Consider the following 26,524-nt stretch of genomic DNA (forward strand, 5'->3'; position numbering starts at 1 on the left):
CCAACAATATTGCTCAAGATGTGTTTTTAAATAAACGTCGTGAAATGCGTATAAACCAATAAAATAAAACCCCCACTTTAAAAAAAGTGGGGGTTTGTCATTAATCTGAAGCCACTCATTAGAGTGGCTTTTTTATTTTTTGGATTTCGCTCAATAAGATTTACATTAAGCGGGATTTTCTTGCCGAGATAACAAGTGGTTATGAATAAGAGGAGAAATAGTCGATATAAATTGGCTATTGGCAGGATGTGAAATATCAAGCTCTACCCAACCGTCGGTTGAGAGCTGCTCAAGGGTTGTTAATTGGGTATTGGATACTGCATCAAGTCGCCATAAGCCTTGCGCTTTAATGATGCCATAATCGGTATGTAGACGACTGATAGTAAATCGAATCATAGCTGGGTTATTTCTAATTGGTAATGGGCTTGACCTTTTTCGCCTGAAGTAAATGTTCCATGACCTTCAATATTCACTAATTCACCTTGGCCTGAGTTCGGGACTATCATAAAACGGCTACTGGCAACGCTATTTTCAAATCTACCATCATGCTGCAATACAAAACTGCCAGATTTACCATTTACGCTGACTTCTACGTTCTCATAACCGCAAAATACAGCCATTCCATCAGCGGTATAGCACATAATATATTTAGGCTGGCTGACGCCTTCAAGATCGCCTGAGTACATTTGTGTAATACTGGCAGAGGTTTGTTTCGCGCCATCAGGGTGCTGGATATCGGTTGTTTCATCCCAGCTGGTGATTTGGAAAATGCCTGATATTTGAAGATTCATATTGTTCTCCTTTTAGAACTAACATGAGCATATATTGAGTATAAAGTTTAATCAATGCTCGACATCAAGAACCATTTACAAGTAGGATAATTAAAAATTTGCCAGTAGAGCAATAGCAGTAGGAATAATAATGGAAGATAGAAAAGTATTATTAACCGGTGGTAACTTACTTCAAGCACACACTTGGAAGGGGCTACTAGAAACTAATGGCATTACTGTCGAACTAACAGGTGAAGCGCTTGTTGGTGGAGTGGGCGAACTCCCTGCAGAAATGCAAACTGTTGATTTATGGGTTAACCAAAATCAATTAGAACAAGCTCAAACTATTCTTGAATCCCACGATATGGATCGTCCCGAATGGCAATGTTTACATTGTCATGAAATGAACGACGGCAGTTTTGAGTTATGTTGGCAATGTAGCTCTCCTCAAAGTACGCCTCACAATTAAAAATATAATTTAGGGCCTGTTGATCTTTCAAGGTTGTTTTTGCAGCGAATTGTTGGCCATTTATACAAGGCAGAGACTTGGAGGTGTAGCTATTCTACATAAAAAGTTGATAACGCAGTAAAAATGGCCAATAAACGCTGCCCAAAGGGTTCGACTAAAAGCGTTTTACTCTTTGTTGGATGAATTTTGCTTAGATGACTAGGCATCAATCCATCCGCCTCAATTAAAACGCTTTTCTTTTGAACAAAACTTAACCAGCAAAGATCAGCAGGCCCTAGTTGGATCATATTAAATGATTATCTTTGATAGCCAAATTGACTAGGACAATCCTTTATTAAATTGGTTATAGTCTGCCTATGTTGATATTTCGAGAATAATAAATGCAATACTTTCCATTGTTTGTGGATACAAAAAATTTAAATGTGCTGATTGTTGGTGCTGGCGAAGTGGCCACCAGAAAGTTAGATTTATTATCTCGAACGGAAGCTGAAATAGACGTTATTGCGCCAGATGTCGCCGATGAAATATGTGCTTATGAAACAAAAGGCCGCATCAAATTATCTCGCCGTGAAGTCCAAGTTGAAGATATCGCTGATTATGATGTGATTTACATGGCAACAGCGAATGAACAACTCAATATGGATTTTGCCGTGATAGCAACGCAAAAAGGTATTTGGGTTAACGTGGTTGATAACCCAAGCTTTTGTCGCTTCATCACCCCATCAATTGTAGATAGAGGCAGATTAGTAGTAGCGATAAGCACAGCTGGTGCAGCCCCTGTATTTGCTCGTACTATTCGCTCTCGACTCGAAACGCTGTTACCACAGTCTCTAAGTCCATTATTTGATTTTGTCGCCTCTAAGCGTGCTGAAGTGCAGCAGAAAATATCTTCAGGAAAAGAGCGCCGTTTATTTTGGGAGCGATTCTTCAATTTAAACAGTGATCGCTTTGATGGCGTAACAGAAAGTCACTATCAAGATGCATTTGGTAGTTATGGCGCTGAAGGTGAAATTTTATTATTTAATGAAAATGACAATGCCGCTATGCTCCCAATTGCTGCTATGCCATTACTGCAAAAGATAGATATATTCTATTCAGATGTTGATGATGTTCAATCAATTCAAATTAATGGAAAACTAGCAACTGATATCAACGAGCTCGTAAGACGAGATGCTAGCCGCGAGCCGATACCATCACTAAGCACCATTTCTGCCAAATACCAGCATGGCGATAGAATGCTATTGGTGGTAAACCAAGAGAAGCTTAACAAACTTAAAGCACATTTCCCTATGGCTAAACATCTTCAACCTGGTGCTTTATGACATTGATAAAGCGTTAATCAGGCAACCTTAAATGAGCTTATTGATGAAATAAACCTTGTTTATAGTTAGCTTCACTTAAACCGAGTTTCATACTGAAGATAAACAGTATAAACTCGGTTTTTTTATTTGATTGGAACCCTCATGGCGCCTAAAGCTATCGTCTTTAAAGCTGCACTACAAATTGCTGATATGGATAGACACTACTATGCAGATCATCAACTTACTATTGCGCAGCATCCTTCTGAAACCGATAGCCGCATGATGGTAAGACTGCTTGCTTTTATCATGAACGCTTCTGATGCTTTGCAATTTAGCAAAGGTCTTTGTATTGATGACGAGCCAGAATTATGGGAAAAAAGCCTGTCAGATGAAATTAATCTGTGGATCGAATTTGGCCAAGCCGATGAAAAGTGGCTTCGTAAAGCTTGCGGTCGGGCTAAGCAAGTCCAATTAATCACTTATGCTGGTCGTAGCGTGCCAATTTGGTGGCAGCAAAATGAGCAAGCACTGCAAAGATATAAAAACTTGTCTGTATTCAATATTGATGAAGAAAGTGTCAAAGCGATGGAAGTCTTTGTTTCGCGCAATATGAAAATCCAAGTGAGTATCAGTGATGGTGAAATCTGGTTATCAGATGATACCAATAGCTTAATGATCCAACCTGAGCGCCTAAAGTAACGAAGCAGTAAAACTAGACTATAATTTGTGAGTTACCTAGTCTTTGTTATACCGACGTGCATCGTTTCATATTTGGCTTTTGTTTAGGGTTATTTACTGATTTATTTACGTTTTATCTGTTTGTTTAAGTTCAAACATACTGTCTGGCTTAAACGCTAGGATAATTTCAGTTACAACGACAAGAGCATATGCAAGCAGTTGTATTGCTGTAATTTTTGCTTTGGTTTTATTACTGTCGTTTTATTAAATCAGAATAATTTGAGCCATCAATATCTTAAAGAAGGTATTTATAGAAACATCTAACAATAGACTCGATGACAAATTGGAGTATGAACTCGTTTAGTCTATGAAGGATGTGACAATGAAGACCTTATCACTGCATGATGTTGAAAAATTAGATTTATTAGCACGGCCTGATGTGGCTGAGCATATCACAATATTCTCTGCCGCTACTGCTGTTTTTACCGATTTTAAAACCCTCAAACCTTTAGTTATTAAATTAAATACGGCTGCTGTCGACGTCGAGCATTTAATGAAGCAATCCCATGTGAGATTAAAAATAGTGATCGATGATAGAGGCCACTTTATGGGACTTGTGAGCTTGCAAATGCTTCATAGTCAAGAAATGCAGAAACATGTCGCAAAAGGTTTTCCTAGAGAACAGTTATTATTGTCAGATTTCATGCTGCCAAAAAGTGCATTAAAAGCGATTGATTACAAGGAGCTTTCTAAAGCAAGGATCAGCGATGTTATTGAGACTTTAAAACACTCGCAGCATCAGCATTGCTTAGTGGTGGACGAAGATCTTGGCGTCATTAGAGGGCTTATTTCCGCCAATGATATTGTGCGAAAATTAAAGCTGCCGGTGGATGTTAATCTTAATCCAAGTTTCATGGAAATTGCTGACAGCATCGAAAAGGTCAAGCTTGCCAGTTAATGGATTAAGCCGTTGTTTAAGATAAGTTTGCAAGGTGTTGTTTTTTGATAACGTAATCTTTAATGTGTATTAAACCTTTATTTTATGGAGAGAAAATGCATATTAGAAAAGCAACTGTTGACGATGCCACTGCTGCATTTGAAATCCGTAACCTTGCTATTTTATCTCAATGCACAGGCCACTATAACCCTGATGTATTGGCAAAATGGACTGAAGGGGATGTGCCTGTCGGATTTATTCATGACTTTGCGAAATACGGTTATGTTTGCGTTATTGAAGATAGCGTCGTTGGCGTAGGCATGATTGATTTAGAAACTGGGATGGTTGATGCAATGTTTGTTCGCCCTGAACATTTTGGCAAAGGGCTAGGAAAGGGGATGCTCCGCTATTTAGAAATGCTTGCAAGGCAAACAAGCTGTAAAGTACTCAAGTTAGACGCATCGTTAAATGCGGTCGAGTTTTATCGTGCTTGCGGATTTATAGGTGAGCAGCAAGCGATATTTCACTCCCCAAGAGGGATAGAACTTGTCTGTGTTCCCATGGAAAAAATATTGAGCTAAATAATAGAAGGCTTGAGAATTGGATGATTTTGGCCTTAACCAGAAACAAAAAGCCGCTAACGCTATATTTGAGTTAGCGGCTTTATCAATTATGGCTAATTAATAATAACTTTATTTTTATAAACAAATGCTTATAAATATTTTTTAGTTTTTAAAGCTAGTGACTTGTTTGAGCTTCAAGCATTTGCAGACCACCGCCATTGTAAGTTTGGGTAAACCCCGCATCGACTAACGCACTGTTAGCAATTCCACTTCGTCTACCGCTTCGACAATAAAGCACTATTTGTGTTTCTTTTGATATGTTTTGCTTGGTGAGTTGCGCTAATACCACTTCAAAAGGAATATTAATCGCCCCTTCAATATGTCCCGCTGCAAATTCTTGCTCAGTGCGAACATCGAGGATCATAGCTCCTGCATTAATCTTTTCCCAAGCAATATTTGGGCTCATATCTTGCGCATTAGTCGTCGCTGTAAACATCAAGGTTAAACAGCATAAGAATACTAAGGTTAGCTTTTGAACATAGCTTAATTGAATATGTTGCACGGTCATTCCTTTACTCTTTTTGTAACAAGGCTAATTCGGCTTCAGGTTTTACGCCTAGCTTTTTAAATAACATTGCAGCAGGGCAAAATCCCGTGAAGGCACTTTGTAATAGATTAGCTCCTACAAATAGGGTTAGCCAGATAAAGTTATGATTTACCCATGCAGTTAACCCTAAAGATAGCAACACCATAAAGCCGGCAAACGCCATAATAGTTCTTTCTAAAGACATGTGTTTCTCCTTAAATATAATGTCGATTTTTCATTACGCTGTAGTACAAAATAGGAATGACGACTAGGGTCAAAATACTGGATATAAAAATCCCAAAAATTAAGCTGATAGCCAGACCATTGAAGATAGGATCGTCAATGATAAACAGTGCGCCAATCATGGCTGCAAACGCAGTTAACATAATGGGCTTTGCTCGCACTGCACCAGATTGAATAACCGCTTGTTCAAGGGGCATACCTTTAGCGGTTTCCAGTTTGATAAAGTCGACCAACAAAATGGAATTACGCACAATGATCCCAGCAAGAGCAATCATGCCTATCATGGACGGGGCGGTGAAATGGGCACCTAGCAGAGCATGACCTGGCATGACACCTATAATTGTCAACGGAATAGGGGCCATGATCACCAAAGGCACTAGGTAAGATTTAAAGTGACTGACCACCAATAAGTAAATGGCTATCATCCCAATTGCATATGCTATTCCCATGTCTCTAAAGGTTTCATAGGTTATCTTCCATTCGCCATCCCATAAAATTGCAATCTCATCTAAACCGTCAGGTTGATTAATAAGATGCTGCTTAATAGGAAAAGGATTAACCCCGTTTTTATTGTCATCTTCAATGCCAGCAAACATCGAAAACATGCCGTAAAGTGGGCTGTCAGTCGGACCAGCCATATCGGCAACAACCATGATCATTGGGATCATATTTTTATGAATAATCGGGGTATTGATATTGCCATGATCAATTGTCACCACATCACTTAAGCTGATACTCAGTCCCGAAGCATTTGTAAGCCTAAGGGCAAGAATTTGTTGTAGGTTTAGTTTTGATGCTTCACTAGCCTGCAAGCGGATAGGAATTGGTAGTTGATAGTTTTTATTGTGTAAATAGCTGACATCTGTCCCTTCCACAGCCATCGAAACTGTCGCCACAATGTCGCTGTAGCTAAGTCCTAATAATTTGGCTTTACTTCTATCAATATGAAGTCGCCAATGGGCAGCATCGCTAGGCAAATAAATATCAACATCAACCACATGTTCAGTTTGCTTAAATCGCTGCTCTAATACATTGGCGGTTTGCTCACGTAGCTGAGTTGTTGGCGCGTAAACTTCAGCTAATATAGGTGACCAGACAGGAGGTCCTGGTGGAACTTCCACTATTTTGATATTCGCTTGGTAAGGTTTAGCTAATTCATGCAGTTTGGCACGAACAGAGGTGGCAATCTCATGGCTATCGCGGCTTCGCTCAGACTTGTCGACTAAATTCACTTGAATATCGCCTAACTCTTGGCTCTGTCGCATGAAATAATGTCTAACAAGTCCATTAAAGTTTATCGGCGCATGAGTGCCTGCATACAACTGTAAGTGTTCTACTTCATCAACACTCAACAAGTAATCACTTAAATCTTTAAGTACTCTTTGAGTTTGCTCTACAGGCGTTCCTTCAGGCATATCAACGAGTACCTGAAATTCTGATTTATTATCAAATGGCAACATTTTTAAAATAACGGCTTGTCCGACAGGTAATGCAACCGCCATAGCAATCAATAAAATGATGGCACCCGTAAGTCCTAAGCGAGCTAACCCTGCTTTTTCGCCGATTAAAAACGGCGTCATTAGCCAGGTAAAAAGACGCTGTAATTTGCTATCTTTAGGGGATAACGGCTGCTCAGTGTTCTTGTTTGTCTCAGGGTTTTGACTGTGGTTTTCACTATTGTTTTGACTGTGCCTTAACAGCTTTAAACTCAGCCAAGGGGTCACAACAAAGGCAACGACTAACGAAATAAGCATGCCCATGCTGGAATTTATGGGAATAGGGCTCATATAAGGCCCCATAAGGCCAGAAACAAACGCCATTGGCATAAGGGCTGCTATTACGGTAAATGTTGCTAAGATCGTCGGACCGCCAACCTCATCGACAGCCAAAGGGATCAGTTTTTTGAAATCTTTATTGCCTAATGCCATATGGCGGTGAATATTCTCAACCACCACAATGGCGTCATCGACTAATATTCCGATAGAAAAAATCAAAGCAAAAAGTGATATTCGGTTGAGGGTGAATCCCCAAGCCCAAGAAGCGAATAAGGTCATCGCTAAGGTCACAATGATGGCAATACCGACCACAAGGGCTTCACGTTTGCCCATTGTGATTAATACCAACAATACCACTGCCATGGTGGCAAACATCAATTTCAATATCAGCGTGTTGGCTTTATTTCCTGCGGTTTCACCGTAGTTTCGAGAAATTGTAACTTCGACATTGTCCGGAATTAAGCGGTTATCAATTTTAGCTAAACGGCTCATGATGTCATCGGTAATATCCACAGCGTTTTCGCCGCTTTGCTTACCAATTGCGATGGTCACAGCAGGATAGGTACCAGAATCTTCCATATGCCAAACATTATCAGTGGCAATATCAGCTTTTAAGCTAATCTCTGCAATATCAGATAAATACACTGGGCTTGCTTGGGAGCTGTTATCGCCATCATTGTTGATTTTAATGATTAATTGGCTGACATCATCCAGATGTTGTAGAAATTGGCCTGTTTGAACTTTAATTAACTGGTTTTGCTGGATTAGATCACCTGGCATGGATATTTGGTTATTATCCGTTAACACCTGCTTTAACTCTGAAAAACTCACTCCATAGTGATTCATTTTAAGTGGGTCTAATCTGACGTTAACTGCGAGTTCTTGTCTGCCCATTGAGTAGATTTCACGGGTGCCTTTAACGCGTTTAAACTCATTTTCAAGTTCAGTCGCGACAATGGTGAGATCTTCAGCATTCACATTAGGATCTTTAGACCACAAGGTTAAGCCGACGATAGGGACATCATCGATGCCTCGCGGCTTAATTAAAGGTGTGCCAATGCCTGCATCACTATTAAATTTATCTTGGTTGGACTGCAGTTGATTGTACAAATTTACAATGGCGTGATCACGAGGCACGCCAACATCAAAAATAGCAATGATTAACGCGCCGTCATTCATCGAAAATGAATACAGCGTATCTATGCCTTTAAGCTCTGAAATAATTTTTTCAGCGGGCAAGGTAACTTGTCTAGACACTTCTTCAGGTGTCGCGCCAACGTAGGGAATGTAAACATCAGCAAAAGTGACATCTATCTGTGGTTCTTCTTCTTTTGGGGTAACGAAAATAGCAAACAAACCCAGCAACAAGGCGAGTAGCGCTAATAAGGGCGTGATGGCGCTCGATTGAAAACTTTTAGCTATTGTTCCTGAAATACCAAGATGAGTTGATTCAGTCATTTAATTACCCGCCTACTTTTGGGCTATTTAATAAATAGTCTGCAGCGTGAACAATGATTTCATCACCCTCCATAAGGCCAGCCTCAACCACAAAGTGTTCATTATCTATTTGGCGCAATCTCACTTGGGTTTGCACTAACTTATTCTCATGCTGGCGAAATACTGCGGTGTAATCACCACGCTGAAATACCGCCGAACTTGGAATGATGATTTGGTTAACTGCAGTATCTGCAATCAAAACTTTGACCCATTCACCAGGTGAAATAGCGATGTCAGTCTGCGGCAGGTTGATGCGAACCTGAAAGCTTTGACTGGTATTTTGTAAGAATACATAAGGGTTTATATCAGTCGAATTGATACGCATTCCTGAAGCAAATTCTATGTCGATGGCAGAGTTTGTATCGATAAGCGTTCGGTACTGTTGAGGCAGTTGAAAAATAGCGCGCATATTGTCTGTTGAATAACCTGCATAGAGTGCTTGACCAACGGTGACAGTTTCGCCTTGTTCTACAAAACGCTCAGTAACTCGGCCGCTAAAAGGCGCATTAACTGTGGTGTAGTTTAGGGTTTCTTTGGCCTGTATTAGTTTTGCATTCGCGGCTGATACTGCTTGCAAACTTGAGGCTGAATTGGCAGTGGCTTCATCCATTGCACCTTTTGAAATAGCCCCTTTAGGAAACAATTCCTGATAACGCTTAAATTGGGCTTGAGCCTCGACATTTCTCGCTTGTGCTTGGGCTAATTCAGCTTCAGCAGCAGCAAGTCCTGCACCTTGTTCCTTACTGGTAATTTCTAACAGTGCAGCTCCAGCTGGCACAGTGTCGTTCACATCATAATTGAGTTTAAGAATTCTTCCCGCGGTTTGCGCTGAAACGGTGGCGGCTTTTATCGCTTCAATTTGGCCATCGAACTGTAAATAAGGTGTGTGCTGTTGAAGCTTTATGGTAAGCAGTTCATTTGGCATTGATTTTACTGATGCATTATCAGCTGTAAAAACCATAGACGAAGTAATGCCTGTGAAGGAAATAGCAACAAGGGCAAAAATCAATACTCGCGAGAAACACATAAACTTATCCAACATTAAAAATAATTCATAAGAAAATTCTAATGGAGTTGGTGGAATAGTGCAAATAATTTATGAGAAAAATCTAATGGAGTGGTGTTTTGATATTTAAAGTGGCAATTCAGGCACAAAAAAGCCGCCTAATAAAATAGGCGGCTTTGACTAATAAATTAAACGATTAAATTGATTAATTTAGAAAGTGTGGTTGTACTGAAGTGAGAAGTAGTTTGCGCCAGATTCAGTATAAGCACTCACTTCAGTCGGTATACCCGGGAAAGCCCCGACAATTTTACTATCCTCAAGTACATGAACCTTTTCGCCAGCAACTAAAGTATAACCAAAGTCGATGCTTGATTTATCATTAAAGTTATAAGTGAAACCAGCTGAATACCACATGCGGTCTGAATCAGGAATTGATAAAGATGATACTTCACCGACAACACCTTGGTCACTAGCAATACCAGCTCGAACGGTCCAGTTTTCATTGATGTCGTAAGTTGCACCAAAGCTTAAGAACCACGAATCTTCCCAGTTATAATCTTTGATGACATCATTTGCATGGTTAATATCGCCACCTACAACACTGATGTTGTCAAATGAGCTCCATTGAGTCCACTGAGCGGTATAGTGAACTGCAAATTTTTCTGTTAACTGATGGAAACCAGCAAGCTGTGCAATATCAGCAATTGGAATTTCAATGCTATTAAAGTTTTCAGGTGCTGTTAATCCAGGGTTATACATGATGTCGCCACTTGCATCCATTTGCGGGCTAAATCTGTAGCTCAAGCCAATTCTGTGGTTTTCGTTAATCTCGTAAGCTAAGCCGACAATACCGCCTATAGCCCAGCCATCAGCTTCAACATCAACTAGGTTTAAATCCATTGGATTACCTAAAAATGTATACTCTCCGTTACGGGTTAATGTACCTGAACCATATACAGCATCTACACCTAAACCTAAGCTTAATGAATCGTTAATGCGGTATGACATACTCGCATTAAAGTTAATTGTGGTGACTTCAGTATTACCCAATAAATCAATTGGTGTATTGAAGTCGTGACCATTGTTTAGCGAAGAAAGATCGGTACCTGTGCCGTAATTTGAAAAGGCTGCAACACCGTATGCCCATTTATCATTGATTGGACTGATGTAATAAAAGTTAGGGATTAACTTAGCTTCTGCAGCATTATCCATACTACCAAGGTGGTTGTCGCCATAATGAACATCACTTACTTCTACTTGTACGTCAGCGTATGATGCACCGATTGCAAGTGTCTTCTCATCAAATAGGGCCATTGCCGCTGGGTTACGAGATAATACTGACGCGTTATCTGCGATGATTGCATCACCAGCCATTGCGCGGCCTAAGCCTGTGGCTGATTGGCTGTTTAACTGGAAACCAGCAGCCATTGATTGTGTACTGGCAAGCGTTACCGCTGCTGCTAGTAGAGTCTTGTTGAATTTAGTCATCATTTTAATCTCATCGTTGTACGTCAGTTTATTAATTTGCTCAGTACTTAATTCTTGCTTAGTACTGGCTCCCCAATTAACACCAACTTAGTAATTGCGGGCATATTAGGTAACAGTTGTTATCCCTACAACTCCGACCAGTTGCTGGTTGGTGTTAGCATTTGGTTAATTTTTTCATTTGACAAATTTATGTCAATTCGAGTAAATACTCTATAAACGCTGTAATGTAGGGCAGTTGTGAATTTGATTCTGCAGACTGAAATTTTATAACGAATTATCAAGTAACAAGGAAGTAACAAGATTATTTTGCAAAAATATGTACAGGTGTACGCTGAGATGGTCCGATTACTGTTTTAAATCAGTAATCGGACTTAAATAAAATTAAAGCGAGGCTTTAAAGTTGGCGAATTGCGTCTTAATTGTCTCAGCTGGAGGGGATAGTTTACTGACAACAACACCAACCATAGTTGCAAATAAGAAACCTGGTAAGATTTCATATAAGTCAAATAGACCGCCAGAAAGTTGCTTCCAAACTACGACAGTGATGGCACCAACAAGAATAGTGGCGATAGCGCCATTACGGCTATAACCTTGCCAAAATAGCGACAATAGAACCACAGGACCAAATGCCGCGCCAAAACCTGCCCAAGCATAGCTAACTAAGTCGAGCACTTTGCTTTCAGGGTTAAGTGCAATCACAATCGCGATGATGGCAATAGCAAGCACACCAAAACGGCCAACCAGCATTAACTCTTTATCTTTAGCTTCAGGACGTAACCATTTACGGTAGAAGTCTTCAGTGATCACACTAGAACAAACCAATAACTGCGAATCGATGGTGCTCATAATGGCTGAAAGAATTGCCGCAATTAAAATGCCGCCAATCCAAGGGTTGAATGCTACTTGTGCTAAATGAATAAATACCGTTTCTGAGTTAGCTAAAGGTGCATCAGCAAAATAGATAGTGCCAGCAATACCTGTGGCAAGTGCACCGATTAAGGCAACTAACATCCAGCTCATCGCAATACGACGAGACAAAGGGATGTCATCAGGGCTACCAATTGCCATAAAGCGAGAAAGAATGTGTGGCTGGCCAAAGTAGCCTATGCCCCAAGCTAATAATGAGACTAAGCCAATAGTGGTCATGTTACTGTGAAACAGCGACAACATTTTAGGGTCGAGGCTTTCTAACGCAACTTGCGTATCTGGCTTGCTGAAAATTGCGATAGGGACGATTAATAATGCTAATAGCATCAAACAGCCTTGGAAAAAGTCTGTCCAACTAACGGCGAAGAACCCGCCAACAAAGGTGTAAGCCACAATGATGACAGAACCAATCATCAGCGCGACAGTGTAATCTAAACCGAAAATCTGTTCGAATAAGATGGCGCCGCCAACCATACCTGAAGAAGTATAGAAGGTGAAAAAGACCAAGATTGTGATTGCCGATACGAGCTTTAAAAAACCTTGCTTATCTTCAAAGCGTTTTTCGAAAAAGTCTGGGAGGGTGAGAGCGTTGTCTGCTGCTTGTGTGTAAATACGGAGACGTCTTGCCACAAATAACCAGTTAAGCCATGCGCCAAACACTAAACCGAAGCCAATCCATGCTTCACCTAAACCACCTAAATATACAGCGCCCGGTAAACCGAGTAATAACCAACCTGACATATCTGATGCACCGACACTCAGTGCTGTTACTGCTGGGCCCATTTTACGGCCACCTAGAATATAATCGTCAACTGTGTCTGTTTTGCGGTAGGCCCAATAGCCTATGCCCATCATAAGGGCGAGATATCCAATGAATGTAAATAGAATTGGAGCTTCAATTGCCATGCGACTTCCGTATTGTTCTCTTTATTGTGCGGCATATGCTAACAGATGTTTGACATAGTGCACAATTTTGAAAGGAAGTATGAATAGTTATTGACCAGCCAATGAAATTTCATTAGCTGGTTTTACGATAAGTATTTAAAAATTAGATGAAAGTTTGTTCAATTTCATTCTTTACGAATTGAAGATCAGCATTTTGTTCGCCAACTAATAGCATAAAGGTTTCTGCAGTCTGAAATCCTAAACCTTGATAGTTCTGATCTGCGAACGATTCTTCAGTCACCATCCTGTTTTCGGCAGGAATAATAAACAGAGTCACTTTACCGTGCTCGCCAGCCATAACTAAGTGCAAGCTTTTTACGCCTTGGAAGTCACAATATGATGTGTAATACACTTTTCCTGGCTGTTGAATGAACTTGGCTTTTTCTAATCCGCCAATGCCAGCGAGTTTAAAGTTTACATCTTCAAAGCCGACATTTTGATCTACATTCATCGCCTTGGGTTCATGGTAAACATGAGCAAGAGCGTGTTCTGTTAAATCAACTGGCGTGAAACGCAACATACTGAAACTCAGTCCAATCACTAACGCAACGGAAGCTGCCATTGCCATGAGATAGCGAGTGTGTTTCTTTTGCTGCTGATGTTGAGTGAGCTGTTGACGTAAAATCAATTTGTCAGCTAAGTCATCAGGCACATCAATATTGAGCGCACTAGTGAGTTTACTGTCTAATGATTTTAAGTCATTAACGAGTTTTGCATCGGATTCAGACGCTGCAATCTGTTCCAAGAATTCTTCATCTTGGCTATTGGGGTCACCATAGGCATGGCGACGAAATTTTAGATCATCCATTTGATTGACCTCTAACTTCAGGAGACTCTAAAGCGTCTTTTAATTGGTTACGGGCGCGAAATAATCGCGTCATGACGGTATTTCTATTGAGCTCTAATAAATCAGCTATTTCTTCACCACTAAAGCCACCAATAAGTTGTAGTAGAAGTGGTTCACGATATTCCACTTCTAATAGACCAATTTGCTTACGTAGCCAATATTGCTCAGTTTGCTCTTCTGTGGTTGATGACTTTTCATCTTCAAGCAATTCTTGCTCTACATCACTGTAGTCAAATTGCTTGCGTTCAAAACGACGTGCGTTTTCGCGACGTAAAATTGTGATGAGCCATGCTTTTGCAGCTTTATCATCTTTTAACGAATCTAAAGCGCGCCAAGCGCGAAGAAAGGTTTCTTGGGTGACGTCTTCCGCAATATGTTTATCCCCAATTAACCAATAGGCATATCGGAAAATATCACTGTGAAGTGCCTTGACGAGGCTGTCGTATCGTCGCTGTTTAGTTAGCATGTCAGATAAGACCGTGGGTTCGGACTTTTTATTTCGCAAGCTATCGAACATTTTATGACTTATTGTTAAATATTATGTTCGATAGCTTAAAAGGTTAGCGGTGAATAGCAAGCATAAATACGTTTATGGATTCAGTGAACTCAGTGGGGAACTGGTATTTTGTTGTTGATTTATATCGGTTTGTTCGATTGCTTTTAACAACATATTCTTATCTATGCTGGAGGTAGATTGGCTGTATTTAGCTTGTTGTAGCTGATGAATTGCTGCCGATAATGGCTTAGATAAATGAGCAATATCAGACAATGTCATCGATTTAGCAAGCTGAGCACTATAAAACTGTTGCAGTAAGGCGATGACCAAGGTGACATCATTATTGTCACAAGCTTGGGCAATCTTATTCAGATCAGCCGCCGGCTTTACCTGAGTATTGGCAGGTCGTTCAGTTGCCGCAATAATGTGTTTTTTACCGCGCGCATTAATCCAAAGCGCTAAAGTGATTAGCCATAAAGTTGCAAACAATAATGTTAACCAAGGCCAAATTCCCGCATTTTGATTGGTTGTTTCATTTGCTGCTATGGTTGGAATAGGGGCAGCTGCAACAGTCCCCGTTATGGTGACTGTTCTTGCTGGGATTGTTGCGTATTGCTGCTGACGTAAATGTGGGTTCCACCAAGGTATGGTAATTTCAGGTAGCGTAAATTCCCCTGGTTTTGTTGGCACAATTGCACTGGTTAAGCTGTACTGAGCAATAACTTGATTTTCACGGACTACGGTCTGCCTTACTGGCTTTTCTGGGTAAGATTTTAGTCCATCTGGCATGTCGATTTTGATATCTGGTAAGCTATTACTATTGGCATTGGATGCAATAACATTAATGGTGCGGGTTATTGGTGTACCAATCTCAAACTCATTACCTTGCTCTTCAGGCCAAACTTCTTTAGCGATAAGTAAATCACTCACTAACCAGTCGCCTTGATAGACATCAGGGATAGGGTTAATTATCACTTGGGTATTTTCAGCCTTAGCTTGCATCGGACGGCTTTCGTTAAAGCCAAACATACCGCCACGCCTTGGCGCTTCAACTAGAATATCGCCAGAAAATCCTGCACCTTTAATGGCTAATGTGCCAGCGGTATCTGCGATGATAGAATACATTCTTTCAATCACTCTAAAGCGGCGGCCATCGACAACTTCAACACCATCTTTATCTTCACCGATTTGCTTGATTTCAGCGCCAGCAATTTCGGGAGCACTAATTACACCGCGCTGCAGTTCAGCTGCTAAAAATAACTTAACTTTGTAAGTGATTAATTGCCCGACATAGGCTTCATTGGTACTGAGTTCACCTTCGACAAATAAATTGCGCATTTGTTGAGGTTGGCTGCCAGCCTTTGCAACGGTTAAGTTAATCGGATTGGACTTCACCCCTTCCATTGTAAAGGAGGGAATCGTTACTGTGCCAGCGTTTTTGGCTGATAGTAAAACTTGCCAGCGAGTTTCTTTAGTTGCATCAAAATTGACTATTTGAGTGCTTCTGCCAACACTGGTTCGTCCGACCACAAAATCTTTTAACAAAGGTGATGTGTCTAATAAACCGGCATTGAGATCCGCGTCAGCAGTGACATTTAATACAAAGTATTCACCTTGCATCACTGGGTTTCTATCTACAGTCGCTTGGATCTGAGTGACTGCGAAAACTTGCCCTGTAAAAAGAATTGCAAGAAGGGCGATAACGATTCTATTTACCACTGTTGTTTGTCCTTAGGCAGTTGGCCGTTTTGGCGACGCTTTTGATATTCCAATTGCATTTTGTTTCTGATCAGCACTTGCGGATCTTCACTCACTGCGCGAAGAGCCCGCTCTAAATCTGCCGGTAATGGCTCTTCAGCTAATTGTGACGATGCCACAGCTTGAGAAGATGCAGCTTGTTGATCAGAGTCTTCACTTTGTGTAGTAGGTTCTGGCTGAGCTTGAGCGTTGGCTTGCTGCTCTTGTGCAGACTCTTCAGATGTTGCTTCTGGTTGAGCATTAGCTTCTGCTTGCATCTCAGCTTCGTTTTCTGTTTGTTGCTCTTCAGTTGACTGGCTTTGTGAAGAAGGAGATTGATCTTGTTCATTTCCTTGTTCACTATCTTCCTGTTCACTCGTTTGCTGCTCATTATCTTGTTCTGAATCTTTTTTCGAAGACTCTTGTTGCTCAGTGTCCTGTTGTGAAGAATCCTGTTGTGAGCTGTCTGATTGAGATTGCTGCTCTTGCTTCTCTTTTGACTGGTCCTGCGATTGACTGTCATTGCTATCGCTTTGGTCACCATTTTCATTTTGCTCAGAACCATCACTAGAAGATGAGTCACCGTTTTGAGACTCGCCATTGTCCGAATCATTCTGATCTGATTGATTTTGGTCAGAACTATCACCAGATTGTTGTTCCTGCTGTTGCTTCATCTGTTCAGCTAACTCAAGGTTTTTTTGCGCTTGCGGAAAGTCAGCTTGTTGGGTCAACGCCTCTTTATAACGGTTAATGGCTTCATCAAGTTTATTTAATTGCATTAAACTATTGGCTTGATTGTATAAACCACTGGCAGAGGTGTCTTGCTCAAATCCAGCTAACGCATTTTCATAATCGCCAGCTTTATATTGTGCGCTGGCCCGCCATAGCGGCTGGTCAAATTGCTCGGCGGCGCTGGCATAATCTTCTGCCGACTGTGCTTGATTAAAGGTTTCACTTGCTTGCTGGTCTTGAGTTTTCCATAAATCATCCCAAGTATTGGCCATAACAGGACTTGGTTGAAACAATAGACCCAATGTAAGCGCTGTAAATACAGGCACTAAGGTAAACCTGAAACTCAGTAAGATGGGGATAATTAATAACATGGCAATGTAAGGTCCTAAATCTTGCCAAGCCTCACCTTCAAGCTCTGTTGCTTTAGCATCGCCATCATTAGCTAGCCAGTTCTCTAATCTGCTTAATGAACTGCCGTCAGCTTTCGCAGGTATCATTAATCCACCTGTTGGACTGACTAATTTTTCTAACAGCTTAAAATCGGTTTTATCAATGACAATTCCGCCTGTGTTATCGCGCATCAACTGGCCATCAGGTAACTGTATCGCTGCGCCTTGCTGGGTTCCAAATGCCATCACTGAGACTCTATATCGACTATTATCAAGCACTTTGGCTGCATCCGCATACTGCTGCGGATTCACACCATCTGTCATGATGACAATGTCACCGGTGATATGACCGCCTTGGGATAATAACTGCTGAGCAAGTTCGATGGCTGCAGATAAATCCGACCCTCTTGCTGGCATAATATCTGGAGTTAGCGTTGGCAACAGATTAAGCAGTGTTGACTTATCACGTGTTAACGGACTAATAGTAAAGGCATCACCAGCGAAAGCGATTAAGCCAGTTTCACCTTCAGATAAGTTGGTTAAAAAGTCAGTTGCTCTAAATTTAGCTTGGGATAGTCGGTTAGGTTTTTGGTCTGTGGCATACATAGATAAAGACATATCCATAACCAGTACACGACCTTGCTCGTTACTGTAAACCGGCAAACTTTGTTTATTGACAGCAGGGCCTGAAATGGCAATGACTGCGATAAACCAGCAGAGCATCAGTAGCCATTTAGGCTGCTTTTTTACTTGGTTCGTTTCGCTGATTAAAGTATTGGCTAAATGTGGAGCGATATAACTTTGCCAAGCGGAATGACTTTGTTGGCTGCGCCATAAAAATAATCCAATCGCTATTAGCGGAACAAGGCCGAATAACCATTCTGGGCGAATAAAGTGTAAGCTCATTATTTGCCTCCTGAAGGTGTTGTGGCTTTAGCATTTTTTCGATCTAAAGTATTGAATTGGCTTCTAAGACTTATAAATACACTCATTAGTAATGCTACAAATAATGGCCAGTAAAACAATTCACTTTTAGGGCGATAGGTCAGTTGATCGCGACTAACGGGCTCTAATTCATCAATTTTTTGATAAATTTGCGCTAATTCTTCACTATTGCGTGCTCTAAAATAATGGCCATTAGTCATGTCAGCGAGGCTTTGCAGTTGTTCTTCATCTAGATCTAATGATGGGTTTACGCGTTCTGTGCCAAATATACTGCGACGTTCCATCACTTCGGCGCCAACACCTACGGTATAAATAGTCACATTACGTTTGGCGGCAATTTCTGCCGCTACGTCTGGCTCAATATTACCGGCATTATTAGAACCGTCCGTGAGTAGGATTAATACTCTGTTGCTGTCATTCACCATGTCAAAACGTCTAACTGCCAGGGCTATGGACTCACCTATTGCAGTTTGTTTACCGACTAAGCCTATTTCACTATCGGCAAGGAACTTGGCTACAGAGCGTCTATCTTGCGTTAAGGGTGCTTGAAGGTAAGCATGATCAGCAAATAAAATGAGACCCAGTCTGTCACCGTTACGTCTTTCGATAAAATCCCCAATAACATGCTTGATTAGGGTCAATCTATCTACCGTTTTTCCATCAACAATCATGTCTTCAATTTGCATACTGCCAGACAAATCAACCGCTAACATGACATCTCGCCCCTCAGAAGGTAACTCTATTGGCTCACCTAACCACTGCGGGCGTATTAAGGCGCACAGTAAGCATATCCACATAAGCCAATACGCTTTTCGACTCGGCTTATGTTGACTGATTGAGACTTGCTGCTCGGTATTGCCAATACCTGGTAGCAGCAAGTGACCGCCACTATTTTTAGCGACTTGCTTTTGTTTGAACAAAAACGGCAGCGGTAATAGTAAGAGCAACCATGGCCAGGCTATTGAGAACATGCCGCCTCCGTTTGCTGTTTACTCGGAGTCATTGGTGAAACCTGAGCAAGTGAACTGAAGCGACTGGACTTGTTTAGCCAGCTTTGTGTTAAGCCGCTAAGTTGTTGCGACTCTTGGGCTGTTAGACCATTCTTTTGATAACGTTTTTTAAGTAACTCACTCAATTGTTCAGCTTCATTTTGAGGTAAACGCAGCCCTAACCAAGCATACCAAAGTTCACCGTCTAGCTTGGCAAACTCAGCCCGTGGAAAGTAACTCATGGCCACTCTTTTTAATAGCGTGTTGATGTCTACGGCATATTGAGGCGATGAAATACTCAATAACTCAAATTCAGCCAACGCCGCTTTTCTTGGTACATGGTAACGACGGTGATGATTGAATTTAATTACAGTTGCAATGATAGCGACAATAATCAACAGGGCGAGTATCCAAAACCCTGGTGCGATAGGGAGTTGGCTTATTTGCTCTGGAAGGACAATGTCTTCTAGTTGCGATAATGCAGGATTAGTTTGAGCAGTATTCATTTAGCGTAATACTTCCAATTGTTCACTGAGACTTTTGCCAGCATCGATAAATCGAGTCGGGACTTTTATCATTGTCATCAGTTCGATAAATTGCTGTTGGCTAGCAAGCTGACCGTTAAGCCAAGCATCATAACTGTTTCGGGTGAGGGTGAGTTGTTGTTTTCCATCCCTAACCGGCAAAGTAAATCGTTTTGGTAATGCTAGTGTGCCTTGCCTTAATGGATCGCTAATTACAAACGCGCCGACATCACAATGACGTTTAAGCTCAGTCAACGCGGCTAAACACTCTTGAGTAAAATGCTGACCATCGGTAATAATCCACACTAAAGATCCAGGTTTCGCAATACGCTGTAAACGCTGACATGCTCGCAAAATATGATGTGGATCTTGAGGCAATTCATCAAAATGATTTAACTGTTTTTCATGCATTTTAATCAGAGACGAGGTTAACTGCAGTATACCTTGCCGGCGGCTTCGCGGTTTTAATTCGAGGTGTTCAGTTTCACTGGCAATAAAAGCGCCAAGACGATCACCATGGTTAATGGCATTCCAGCCCAGTGTTGCAGCAACATGCGCCGCTTGTACTGACTGCAGTAATAGACGTGAGCCAAAAAACAAACTGTGGCTAAAATCCACAAACAAGATAATTGGTCGTTCACGTTCTTCGACAAACAGTTTGGTATGCGCCTTACCTGTTCGAGCCGTCACTCGCCAATCAATGGTCCTGACATCATCACCGTTTTGATAATGACGAACTTCAGCAAACTCCATTCCGCGGCCTTTTATCAGGCTACTTCGATGGCCTGCTTGGCTAGCTTTTGCTCGGCTGCGTTTATCTGGCATTGCTCGAGCAGTGCTTTGACAGCTAATAAGTTCCTGCTCGTTGAGGTTTACGCCATTACTAAATAATGGCAATGAACCCTCAACGGGTTGTTCAACTGGCATAGTGAAAACGTTCCAACGTTAAAGCGTTAAAAATAACAATGCTCAAGAATGATTTGCTCAAATTTAAGACTCTCAAACTTAAGGTACAGCTACTTGACTTAAAATGTGGTTTATCACGTGATCTGCATTTATGCCTTCAGCTTGTGCTTGATAACTCAGCAATAAACGGTGTCTTAGCACATTTGGCGCAACAGCTTGAATATCTTCAGGAGAAACAAAGTCACGTTGCTGTAACCATGCTCGAGCGCGTGCACATCGTTCTAATGAAATCGAAGCGCGGGGGCTGACACCATACTCTAACCATTTGGCAAGCTCAGGGCTGTATCGCTCAGGCTGACGAGTCGCCATAATAATTTCAACAATATAGCTTTCAAGAGGTTCAGCTAAATAAAGTTCCATGGCTTGCTCGCGAGCTGCAAATACATCTGATTGCGCAACAGGCTCAATGGTAGGTAGTTGTTTAGTGACAGCTTCATTGCGTGATTGGCGCAAAATTTCACGTTCAGTTTCAGCACTTGGGTAATCCAAGTTTAAGTGCATTAAAAAGCGGTCTAATTGGGCTTCAGGTAGTGGGTATGTTCCTTCATTTTCTAGTGGGTTTTGTGTCGCCATCACTAAGAATAAGTCAGGAAGAGGGTAACTGTTTTTACCCACAGTTACTTGGCCTTCAGCCATTGCTTCAAGCAGTGCCGATTGCACTTTAGCTGGGGCACGGTTAATTTCATCGGCCAATATGAGGTTATGAAAAATTGGTCCAGCTTCAAATTCAAATGTTGCTGTTTGCGCGCGATAGATATCAGTGCCAGTTAAATCGGCTGGTAATAAATCGGGGGTAAATTGAATACGGTGAAAATCGCCTTCAACGCCATCGCATAGTGCTTTAACAGCTCGCGTTTTCGCAAGGCCTGGAGGTCCCTCTACTAATAAGTGACCATCGGCAATCAATGCGATGAGCAAGTTCTCTGTTAATACAGGCTGTCCCAAAATGACATTATCTAAATAAGCGCGTAAGGAATGAAATCGACTCAAAGGCATGATGATACTCAGTTATTTTAGAAATTTAATCTACATAAACCCATGTTAATGAATTTCATTAGTCTTTGGCTAGTATGATTAACAGATTTTCATTTTTATTTGTCAGTTATTAAAGTGGCAGTGAGTTAAGTCAGCCGTGAATGTTCATTTATTCGTTGAATATGACAATTTAAAGCTAAAACTCTAAATTTTAACCTTATGATTTTATAAGGGTTATAACTTAAAGTTATCAGTGCTTTGTATTTTATTTGAGCTTATTTTCATACGGATGTTTAAAACTTGGTAATTAAAAGTTAGAATCAGATCACACTTTTATGGTCAGACCAGATCTGTCCGACAAAATAGATATTCACTGATAAGCCATTTAAAGGCTAAACAATTAAAAGAGGGTGAACAATGAGTGATAGACAACAAGTAACCAACGCCCGCGGAGAGCGCATTGCAATCGTAGCGGGATTACGTACCCCATTTGCAAAACAAGCCACTGCTTTTCACGGCGTATCAGCATTAGATATGGGCAAAATGGTGGTTAATGAATTGCTATCTCGCTCAGAGTTAGACCCAAAGACCATTGAGCAACTTGTGTATGGTCAAGTTGTGCAAATGCCTGCAGCGCCAAATATTGCTCGTGAAATTGTGCTTGGCACTGGAATGGATGTATCAACAGATGCATACAGTGTGACTAGAGCATGTGCCACCAGTTTTCAATCGGCTGTTAACGTGGCTGAATCAATTATGACTGGTAATGTTGAGATAGGTATTGCTGGTGGTGCAGATTCATCATCGGTATTGCCTATCGGCGTATCGAAAAAATTAGCGCATGCGTTAGTTGATTTAAATAAAGCCCGCACATTTAAGCAAAAGTTTGCTATTGCTCGACGCCTTGGCCTTAAAGACTTAATGCCAGTACCGCCAGCGGTTGCTGAATATTCAACAGGCTTGTCCATGGGACAAACTGCTGAACAAATGGCAAAGACTTATTCAATTAGCCGTGCCGATCAAGATGCGCTAGCTCATCGTTCACATACACTTGCTACTGAAACATGGAACACAGGCAACTTACGTGATGAAGTGATGACGGCTCATGTACCGCCTTACAAGCAGTTTATTGACCGCGATAATAATATTCGTGAAAACTCAGTACTTGAGTCTTACGCAAAACTGCGTCCTGCATTTGACCGCAAACATGGCTCAGTTACCGCTGCTAACAGTACTCCATTAACTGATGGTGCTTCTGCAATTATTTTGATGAGTGAGGGCAGAGCTAAAGCTTTAGGTTATGAACCTATTGGTTACATCAAGAGTTATGCGTTTACAGCGATAGATGTATGGCAAGACATGCTAATGGGGCCTTCTTATGCTACGCCACTTGCATTAAAGCGCGCAGGAATGGAATTAGAAGATTTAACGCTAATTGAAATGCATGAAGCTTTTGCCGCTCAAACTCTGGCAAACATGCAGATGTTTGGTTCGAAAAAGTTTGCAGAAGAAAAATTAGGTAGAAACCGAGCAATTGGTGAAATCGATATGAGTAAATTTAACGTATTAGGTGGCTCACTTGCTTATGGTCATCCATTTGCGGCTACAGGTACTCGTTTAATCACTCAAGTGTGTCGTGAATTAAAACGACGTGGTGGTGGTACTGGTCTAGCAACAGCGTGTGCTGCTGGTGGTCTTGGCGCAGCAATGATTGTGGAAGTGGAGTAATTCTAATGGAAAAGACATTTAATTTATCTCGCCGTGAAGACGGTATTGCTGTTTTAACAATGGATGTTCCTGGCGAAACCATGAACACGTTAAAAGCAGAGTTTGGCCCTGAAATCAGTGAAATCCTAGCCGAAATTAAACATGATGCTAGTGTGAAAGGGTTAGTGGTTATTTCTGGTAAAGCTGACTCGTTTGTTGCCGGGGCTGACATTAGTATGCTCGACGCGTGCACGAGTGTTTCTGCTGCCAAAGAGTTGTCTCAGCAAGGTCATATCGTATTCAATGAACTTGAAAACTTATCGATTCCTGTTGTTGCTGCTATCAATGGTGCTTGTTTAGGCGGTGGTTTGGAATTGGCATTAGCGTGCCATTTACGAGTGTGTACTGACGATAAGAAAACCATTATGGGAGTACCTGAGGTTCAACTTGGATTACTTCCTGGCGGTGGTGGAACGCAGCGTTTACCAAGGAAAGTAGGCATTACTACGGCATTAGATATGATGCTGACAGGAAAACAAATTCGTCCGAAACAGGCGCTAAAAATGGCGTTAGTTGATGATGTTGTACCTGAGTCAATTTTGTTAGATACCGCTATTGCGTTAGCTAAAAAAGGTAAGTCAGCCGCTAAAGTCGTTAAAAAGAGCGCGCTAAATAAAGTGCTTGAATCAACCAGTACCACACGGGATATTATCTTTGACCAAGCTGCGAAGCAGGTCATGAAGAAAACACAAGGTAATTACCCTGCGCCAGCTAAAATCATTGATTGTGTTAAGCAAGGTATGAACAAAGGCATGATTAAAGGCTTAGAGGTCGAAGCCAGTCATTTTGCTGAATTAGTGATGTCGCCAGAATCTGAGTCACTTCGTAGTATTTTCTTTGCTACCACAGAGATGAAGAAAGAAACCGGTGCAGAAGGCGCGGAGCCACGTAAAGTGAATAAAGCGCTTGTGATTGGTGGTGGGTTAATGGGCGGCGGTATCGCTTCTGTGACAACCACAAAAGCTAAAATCCCAGCTCGTGTTAAAGACATCAATGAAAAAGGCTTAAGCAACGCGTTAGCTTATGCATATAAATTACTCGCTAAAGGGGTTAAACGTCGTCACATGACTCCAGCAGTTAGAGATAATTTGATGGCGCTAATGACAACCACAACTGAATATAAAGGCGTTAAAGATGCCGATATTGTGGTTGAAGCAGTATTTGAAGACTTAGCCCTTAAACATCAAATGGTTAAAGACGTTGAGAGAGAGTGTCATGAGAACACTATTTTTGCCTCTAACACTTCATCTTTACCTATTGGGCAAATAGCAGAAGCGGCACAAAGACCTGAAAATGTCATTGGTTTACACTATTTTTCGCCAGTAGAGAAAATGCCTTTAGTTGAGGTTATCGCTCATAAAACAACTTCTCCTGAAACCATTGCTACCACAGTTGCATTTGCTCGTATGCAAGGTAAAACGCCGATTGTTGTACAAGATGGGGCGGGCTTTTATGTCAACCGTATTCTTGCTCCATACATGAATGAAGCAGCGCAAGTTTTACTGTCTGGTGAAAAAATTGAGAGCTTAGATAAAGCATTAGTTAAGTTTGGCTTCCCAGTCGGTCCTATCACTTTACTTGATGAAGTTGGTATTGATGTCGGTGCTAAAATCGCCCCAATTTTAACGGCTGAATTAGGCGATCGCTTTAAAGCACCTGATGCATTCGATAAGTTACTTGCTGATGATCGTAAGGGTCGTAAAAATGGTAAAGGTTTCTATCAATACGGTAATAAGAAATCGAAAGCAAAACTAGTGGATGAATCAGTTTATCAAGTACTTGGTGTGTCGAACCAAACAACGGGTTCAGCAAGCGATATTGCAATGCGTTGTGTTGTCTTGATGCTAAATGAGGCGGTTCGCTGTCTTGATGAAGGCATTATTGCTAATGCACGAGATGGAGATATAGGCGCTATATTTGGTATTGGTTTCCCGCCATTCTTAGGCGGTCCATTCCATTATATGGATTCAATGGGCATTGCCACTTTAGTGTCAAAATTGCGTCAATATCAACAGCAACATGGTGATAGATTTGAGCCATGTGAAAGATTGGTGCAAATGGCAGAAAATGGTACTAAATTTTATTAGTCATAATTAATACTTTTGACTATTGATAAATTAACAAAGCGGCAACATTGTGCCGCTTTGTCATTCGAAAGTGGCAGGTTTTAGCCTAAATAATAATCGTTCTGTATATTTATCTTTCATTATTTAGTCGGTGAAGTTAGCAAATCTGAATAGGTTTGGTTATAATCTGAGCGTCAAAGTGAATTTTGCAATAAACGGTTTACTTACACATTAAAGGAATGATGTTAACTGAATGAATGATAGAGGTTTCAGTGATCTTTCTACTTATCTTTGTTTCATGTATATCTGGGTTTTATCTGGGTAACCAAGCTTTTTATAACGGCATGGCTGTCAAAAGATGGTCATTAGCAGGTTTCTTGATGGGACCTTTAGCTTATCCGTTATTTAACAGCCATAAATACTTATTGATGAGGAAACTGACTGTCGATAATGAACAGACTAATCATTTTTAAGTTAATTAATACCAATAAAAAAGGGAGCAAATGCTCCCTTTTTTATTGGCTTTGGTTTTCTAGTCGATTATTTAAACCTAACTCCACCAAGCTTTAGCTTTAATCACTTCTAAATGTTCTAAACCTTCAGGTAATTTAACTCTTTTACGCTGAGGCTGTGCAATACCAAGAGCTTTCTTTAAAGAATTTAACATGACGGTTTCCTTAAGCGATGCTTGAGTTGCTGAACTTGATCCAAGGGTTACCAGCAACTTGAGACTGTGTTTCAGAGAACTTAATCCAAGGGTTACCGGCAACTTGAGACTGTGTTTCAGAGAACTTAATCCAAGGGTTACCAGCAACTTGAGACTGTGTTTCAGAGAACTTAATCCAAGGGTTACCGGCAACTTGAGACTGTGTTTCAGAGAACTTAATCCAAGGGTTACCAGCAACT

23 protein-coding genes and 1 pseudogene are annotated in these 26,524 nt (G+C 41.1%); 7 read left to right on the forward strand and 17 right to left on the reverse strand.

Annotated elements, in window-relative coordinates:
- Window positions 1-165: 165 nt before the first annotated feature.
- Window positions 166-396, reverse strand: coding sequence for a hypothetical protein (locus L2735_RS17870; protein WP_248986004.1), 231 nt, complete (start codon window positions 394-396; stop codon window positions 166-168).
- Window positions 393-791, reverse strand: coding sequence for a DUF3224 domain-containing protein (locus L2735_RS17875; protein ID WP_248986005.1), 399 nt, complete (start codon window positions 789-791; stop codon window positions 393-395). Before L2735_RS17875 ends, L2735_RS17870 begins: the two co-directional genes overlap by 4 nt.
- 130 nt (window positions 792-921) lie before the next feature.
- On the opposite strand from L2735_RS17875, the gene L2735_RS17880 reads away from it, so the two are divergent.
- From L2735_RS17880 to L2735_RS17905, 5 genes are all read left to right on the forward strand, one after another.
- Entirely contained in the window at window positions 922-1,239 is a 318-nt protein-coding gene (locus L2735_RS17880) for a putative signal transducing protein (RefSeq protein WP_248986006.1), read from the forward strand.
- Between the two features lie 380 nt (window positions 1,240-1,619).
- Window positions 1,620-2,561, forward strand: a complete 942-nt coding sequence (locus L2735_RS17890) for a precorrin-2 dehydrogenase/sirohydrochlorin ferrochelatase family protein (protein ID WP_248986007.1) — start codon at window positions 1,620-1,622, stop codon at window positions 2,559-2,561.
- Window positions 2,562-2,702: 141 nt separating this feature from the next.
- A complete protein-coding gene (locus tag L2735_RS17895) occupies window positions 2,703-3,239 on the forward strand; it encodes a YaeQ family protein (protein WP_248986008.1) in 537 nt (178 codons plus the stop codon).
- Window positions 3,240-3,600: 361 nt separating this feature from the next.
- The gene (locus L2735_RS17900) at window positions 3,601-4,176 is read left to right on the forward strand and encodes a CBS domain-containing protein (RefSeq protein WP_248986009.1); all 576 of its coding nucleotides are present in this window, start codon (window positions 3,601-3,603) and stop codon (window positions 4,174-4,176) included.
- 95 nt (window positions 4,177-4,271) lie between these two features.
- Window positions 4,272-4,736, forward strand: coding sequence for a GNAT family N-acetyltransferase (locus tag L2735_RS17905; protein WP_248986010.1), 465 nt, complete (start codon window positions 4,272-4,274; stop codon window positions 4,734-4,736).
- A 157-nt stretch (window positions 4,737-4,893) separates the two neighbouring features.
- Here the strand turns inward: L2735_RS17905 and L2735_RS17910 are convergent, their stop codons facing one another.
- The 14 genes from L2735_RS17910 to L2735_RS17975 all read right to left on the reverse strand — a co-directional run bounded on the left by L2735_RS17910 (window position 4,894) and on the right by L2735_RS17975 (window position 21,806).
- Window positions 4,894-5,286, reverse strand: coding sequence for a rhodanese-like domain-containing protein (locus tag L2735_RS17910; RefSeq protein ID WP_248986011.1), 393 nt, complete (start codon window positions 5,284-5,286; stop codon window positions 4,894-4,896).
- A gap of 4 nt (window positions 5,287-5,290) precedes the next feature.
- Window positions 5,291-5,509 carry a YgaP family membrane protein gene (locus L2735_RS17915; RefSeq protein ID WP_248986012.1) on the reverse strand — a complete coding sequence of 73 codons (219 nt, stop codon included), beginning with the start codon at window positions 5,507-5,509 and terminating at the stop codon, window positions 5,291-5,293.
- A gap of 10 nt (window positions 5,510-5,519) precedes the next feature.
- Window positions 5,520-8,780, reverse strand: coding sequence for an efflux RND transporter permease subunit (locus L2735_RS17920; RefSeq protein WP_248986013.1), 3,261 nt, complete (start codon window positions 8,778-8,780; stop codon window positions 5,520-5,522).
- 4 nt (window positions 8,781-8,784) lie between these two features.
- A complete protein-coding gene (locus L2735_RS17925; RefSeq protein WP_248986014.1) occupies window positions 8,785-9,861 on the reverse strand; it encodes an efflux RND transporter periplasmic adaptor subunit in 1,077 nt (358 codons plus the stop codon).
- A gap of 174 nt (window positions 9,862-10,035) precedes the next feature.
- Window positions 10,036-11,316, reverse strand: a complete 1,281-nt coding sequence (locus L2735_RS17930) for an OmpP1/FadL family transporter (protein ID WP_346348153.1) — start codon at window positions 11,314-11,316, stop codon at window positions 10,036-10,038.
- Between the two features lie 378 nt (window positions 11,317-11,694).
- Window positions 11,695-13,146 (reverse strand): sodium/proline symporter PutP, encoded by a 1,452-nt coding sequence (putP, locus tag L2735_RS17935; RefSeq protein ID WP_248986015.1) that lies wholly within the window; start codon window positions 13,144-13,146, stop codon window positions 11,695-11,697.
- 142 nt (window positions 13,147-13,288) lie between these two features.
- The gene (locus L2735_RS17940; protein WP_248986016.1) at window positions 13,289-13,993 is read right to left on the reverse strand and encodes a DUF3379 domain-containing protein; all 705 of its coding nucleotides are present in this window, start codon (window positions 13,991-13,993) and stop codon (window positions 13,289-13,291) included.
- Entirely contained in the window at window positions 13,986-14,549 is a 564-nt protein-coding gene (locus tag L2735_RS17945; protein WP_248986017.1) for a sigma-70 family RNA polymerase sigma factor, read from the reverse strand. The genes L2735_RS17940 and L2735_RS17945 overlap by 8 nt, the downstream gene beginning before the upstream one ends.
- Window positions 14,550-14,621: 72 nt before the next feature.
- On the reverse strand, window positions 14,622-16,247 hold the full coding sequence (locus L2735_RS17950) for a BatD family protein (RefSeq protein ID WP_248986018.1): 1,626 nt from the start codon (window positions 16,245-16,247) through the stop codon (window positions 14,622-14,624).
- Window positions 16,241-18,292 carry a vWA domain-containing protein gene (locus L2735_RS17955; protein ID WP_248986019.1) on the reverse strand — a complete coding sequence of 684 codons (2,052 nt, stop codon included), beginning with the start codon at window positions 18,290-18,292 and terminating at the stop codon, window positions 16,241-16,243. Before L2735_RS17955 ends, L2735_RS17950 begins: the two co-directional genes overlap by 7 nt.
- Window positions 18,292-19,302 (reverse strand): vWA domain-containing protein, encoded by a 1,011-nt coding sequence (locus tag L2735_RS17960; protein WP_248986020.1) that lies wholly within the window; start codon window positions 19,300-19,302, stop codon window positions 18,292-18,294. Before L2735_RS17960 ends, L2735_RS17955 begins: the two co-directional genes overlap by 1 nt.
- Complete coding sequence (locus tag L2735_RS17965) at window positions 19,290-19,826, reverse strand: DUF4381 domain-containing protein (RefSeq protein WP_248986021.1); 537 nt, start codon at window positions 19,824-19,826, stop codon at window positions 19,290-19,292. Before L2735_RS17965 ends, L2735_RS17960 begins: the two co-directional genes overlap by 13 nt.
- On the reverse strand, window positions 19,827-20,771 hold the full coding sequence (locus tag L2735_RS17970; RefSeq protein ID WP_248986022.1) for a DUF58 domain-containing protein: 945 nt from the start codon (window positions 20,769-20,771) through the stop codon (window positions 19,827-19,829). It abuts the gene before it with no gap.
- Between the two features lie 78 nt (window positions 20,772-20,849).
- The gene (locus tag L2735_RS17975) at window positions 20,850-21,806 is read right to left on the reverse strand and encodes an AAA family ATPase (RefSeq protein WP_153913131.1); all 957 of its coding nucleotides are present in this window, start codon (window positions 21,804-21,806) and stop codon (window positions 20,850-20,852) included.
- A 396-nt stretch (window positions 21,807-22,202) separates the two neighbouring features.
- On the opposite strand from L2735_RS17975, the gene fadI reads away from it, so the two are divergent.
- Window positions 22,203-23,513 carry an acetyl-CoA C-acyltransferase FadI gene (gene fadI / locus L2735_RS17980; protein WP_220754759.1) on the forward strand — a complete coding sequence of 437 codons (1,311 nt, stop codon included), beginning with the start codon at window positions 22,203-22,205 and terminating at the stop codon, window positions 23,511-23,513.
- Window positions 23,514-23,518: 5 nt separating this feature from the next.
- Window positions 23,519-25,639: a fatty acid oxidation complex subunit alpha FadJ gene (fadJ, locus tag L2735_RS17985; RefSeq protein WP_248986023.1), complete on the forward strand. Its 2,121-nt coding sequence runs from the start codon at window positions 23,519-23,521 to the stop codon at window positions 25,637-25,639.
- A gap of 656 nt (window positions 25,640-26,295) precedes the next feature.
- On the opposite strand, the pseudogene L2735_RS17995 reads toward fadJ, so the two are convergent.
- Window positions 26,296-26,524 (reverse strand): annotated as a pseudogene (locus tag L2735_RS17995) (hypothetical protein); the annotation flags it as partial.

Origin of the sequence: Shewanella olleyana (assembly GCF_023283825.1) — a bacterium.
Lineage (GTDB): Bacteria > Pseudomonadota > Gammaproteobacteria > Enterobacterales > Shewanellaceae > Shewanella > Shewanella olleyana.